This window comes from Pseudomonas sp. P5_A2_2 (assembly GCF_054177685.1).
On sequence record NZ_JBGCUL010000766.1, the window covers coordinates 1 to 2,185 of the forward strand.

Consider the following 2,185-nt stretch of genomic DNA (forward strand, 5'->3'; position numbering starts at 1 on the left):
CCCTGGCCGAGGGCGAAGCCGACCTGATAGTTGCGGCTCTTGGGCGATGAACAGGTCACGATCAGATCGCCCACGCCCGCAAGCCCCAGGAAGGTCATCGGGTTGGCGCCCTGATTCACCGCAAAGCGAGTCATTTCCGCCAATGCCCGGGTGATCAGCATGCTCTTGGTATTTTCCCCCATGCCCAGCGCCACCGCCATGCCGGCGATGATCGCGTAAACGTTTTTCAATGCCCCGCCCAGCTCCACACCGAAACGGTCGGCGCTGGCGTAAACACGAAAGGTGCGGCCGTGCAGCGCGGCCTGAACCTGCTGGCAGAGTTCTTCGTCTTCACTGGCGACCACCGTGGCGGTCAGTGCATGTTCGGCGATTTCACGGGCCAGGTTGGGTCCGGACAGGACGCCGATGCGGGCCTGCGGGGCGATCTCTTCGAGGATCTCGCTCATCAGTTTGAATGTGTGGGCTTCGATGCCTTTGGTCAGGCTCACCAGTAATTTACCGGTCAACCGTTCGGCGTGCGGCACCAGCACCGAGCGCAGCGCGCTGGAGGGCAATGCGACAAAACACAGGTCACAGGCGTCCAGGGTGGCTTGCAGGTCGGTGACCGGCGTGACGCCGGGCAGAATCTTGATGCCTTTGAGGTAACGCGGGTTTTCGCGATTGACCCGCATGGCCTCGGCCTGTTCGGGGTCACGCATCCACTGAAGGACCTGAAGCCCATTTTCGGCCAGCAGATTAGCCACGGCGGTTCCAAAACTTCCGCCTCCCAGGACCGCAATCGGGCGCTGCTCAGTCATATGCAATCCGTTAATCCATACCAGTGGCGATGTCGGCATTATACGGGGCAGCCCATCGGCGGCCAGCCCCGACGTCAAATACCGGCAGTTGTGGGAAGAAGACCAATAAAACCGAGGAAAATGCGGACATCGTGAATGGAAAAGTCATTCGGCTCGGTTAACATGCGCGCCATCAATCACTGACTGGGATGTGTTGTGTCTCCGGGTGCTCCTTCACCGCATTCGCCCCTGGTACTGGCGCTGATTTTCAGCTCGCCGGGGCTGGCGCTTTAATATGTCGTATTGCCCAGCCTGGAAAACGCCGTCCCTGCGCCGGCTGCTGGCCGTGCTTTGTCTATTGTTCAGCAGCTTGTTCGGTAGCCTGCCGGGTAACGCGGCCGACATTTTGCTCACGGGTGCCGAAGACAGCCCCGATGTGCGGGCGTTCACCCAGGCCCTGAGCGAGTTGCGACCGAACGATAACGTACGCTTCCAGACACTGGCGAGTTTGCCGATTCCTGACAAGCTGCCTGAAAACATCCGCTTGATACTGCTCGACCTGCCGAGCCTCGACTGGCGCCTGCAGGACAGCCGGGGCCCGGCGACACTGGTGTTGCGCATCAGCCGCCTGCAAGCCCGGCAACGCTTGAACAACACGCTGCCTGCACACCTTTCCCTGCTATGGAGCGATCCACCACTGGACCGCCAGTTGCGCTTGGCCCACACCCTGTTGCCCGAAGCCAAACGCATCGGCGTGCTCTACCACAACCACAGTGAATTTCTGTTGAATGAGCTGCGTAATGCCGCCCTCCCCTTGGGTCTGGAGGTGGTCACCCAGCGCTGGGACAACATTCACGACAGTCATCCGTTACAGGCCCTGCTGAATAACAGCGACGTGTTGCTGGGCCTGGACGATGCCGACCTGTACAACCCGCAAACCGCAAAGAACCTGCTGCTGAGCAGCTACTCACGGCAAATGGCGCTGATCGGACCCAACGCAGGTTTCGTCAAGGCCGCAAGCCTGGCCAGCACCTACAGCGATCAGAGCGACTGGCTGGCGATCCTCGACGAGTTGCTCGACCGGCCACCGACCACCTGGCCGCGCACGCACTATCCCCATCGATTCAAGGTCGCGAGCAATCCGCAGGTGGCGCGTTCATTGGGTATCGAACAGATAAACGACGCGTCGGTCGCCACGTTGCTGGCTGAAGGAGAACGCCGCCCATGAACTTGCGCCGTCGCTGGGACATCAGCACCCGCACCCAACTCATCAGCCTCGGCCCTGCACTGCTGCTGACCTTGATGCTGATCAGCTTCTTCACGTTCGTGCGTATCCAGGATCTGCGTCAGGAAATCACCCACACCGGCCAGTTGATCGCCAATCAACTGGCCCCGGCCACCGAGTACGG

The 2,185-nt window shown here is 60.7% G+C and carries 3 protein-coding genes; 2 read left to right on the forward strand and 1 reads right to left on the reverse strand.

From position 1 onward, the window contains the following. On the reverse strand, nt 1-797 hold a 797-nt coding region (locus ACXRVY_RS25360), incomplete at its 3' end, for an NAD(P)H-dependent glycerol-3-phosphate dehydrogenase (RefSeq protein ID WP_458238564.1). Between the two features lie 274 nt (nt 798-1,071). Here ACXRVY_RS25360 and ACXRVY_RS25365 point away from each other — a divergent pair. Both ACXRVY_RS25365 and ACXRVY_RS25370 read left to right on the forward strand, forming a co-directional pair. Next, complete coding sequence (locus ACXRVY_RS25365) at nt 1,072-2,004, forward strand: ABC transporter substrate-binding protein (RefSeq protein WP_223459699.1); 933 nt, start codon at nt 1,072-1,074, stop codon at nt 2,002-2,004. Next, nucleotides 2,001-2,185 (forward strand): hypothetical protein (locus tag ACXRVY_RS25370; protein ID WP_458238565.1); only part of this gene is annotated, 185 nt, incomplete at its 3' end. The genes ACXRVY_RS25365 and ACXRVY_RS25370, both read left to right, overlap by 4 nt.

Coding starts and splice junctions, on each gene's coding strand:
- ACXRVY_RS25365 (WP_223459699.1), top strand. CDS start 1,072: ATGTCGTATTGCCCAGCCTGGAAAACGCCGTCCCTGCGCCGGCTGCTG.